Raw genomic sequence first — 1,006 nt, 5'->3', positions numbered from 1 at the left:
ATCAACCCTCACTATCCCTATGGAAAATGGTATTTTTACGAGCAAATCTTACAAGTACCTATCTATGGAATATTTCAGCCAAAAACCGGAGAATTAGAAATTTATCGATTGAATCAAGGAAGATATGAACAACAAAAACCTGATGAAAACAATCGTTACTGGATAAAAGAACTTAATTTGTTTATCGGTATCTGGCAAGGAAGCAAAGCTGAATTTACTACTAATTGGTTGCGCTGGTGGGATAAGTCGGGAAATTTGCTATTATGGGGGAGTGAGTTAGTAGAGCAAGAAAGGCAACGAGCCGAGCAGGAAAAACTAAGGGCAGAACAGGAAAAGCAACGAGCCGCGCAAGAGCGTCAACGAGCCGAACAAGCTGAGTTAGAACTTGAGCAAGAACGAATTTCTCGCCAACGTTTGGTGCAAAAGTTAAAAGAGTTGGGAGTCAATCCTGAAAATCTATAGCCCATTTTAGATATTTGAATTAGTGAAATTACTTATGACAGCCATGCAACTACTTCAGTCAAACCCCCTACCAACTATTACCTGGGAAAAACTGCCAGATGATTTTATTCTACCTGACGAACCTGTGGACAATAACCTGCAACCCCTCTTAGCAGCCGCTTTACGCGAATCCCTAGAATTAGCAGGATTAATTCTGGAATCGATGCTAATTGCTGCTAATTTTGGCTTATGTGCTACCGTTAAAACTCAAACAGTTGTCAAAGCACCTGATTGGGTTTATATTCCCTCGGTAAAACCGATTCCTAGCGGAAAAATTCGGCGCAGTTATACTCCCCATCTTGAAGGAGAAATTCCTACCATTGTCCTAGAGTTTATCTCGGAAACCGAAGGGGGTGAATATTCCATCAACCCTCACTATCCCTATGGAAAATGGTATTTTTACGAGCAAATCTTACAAGTACCTATCTATGGAATATTTCAGCCAAAAACCGGAGAATTAGAAATTTATCGATTGAATCAAGGAAGATATGAACAACAAAAACCT

Annotated in this window: 1 protein-coding gene and 1 pseudogene; both read left to right on the top strand. The window is 40.0% G+C overall.

What is annotated here, in order from left to right; translation table 11 throughout:
• Positions 1–462: pseudogene (locus tag PX482_RS20480) on the top strand (Uma2 family endonuclease); the annotation flags it as partial.
• Positions 463–496: 34 nt separating this feature from the next.
• Positions 497–1,006 (top strand): Uma2 family endonuclease (locus tag PX482_RS20475; RefSeq protein ID WP_288122947.1); only part of this gene is annotated, 510 nt, incomplete at its 3' end.

It is taken from the genome of Microcystis sp. M53602_WE12 (assembly GCF_030065455.1).
GTDB lineage: Bacteria > Cyanobacteriota > Cyanobacteriia > Cyanobacteriales > Microcystaceae > Microcystis > Microcystis aeruginosa.
This window is presented reverse-complemented; position numbering and strand designations above follow the sequence as displayed.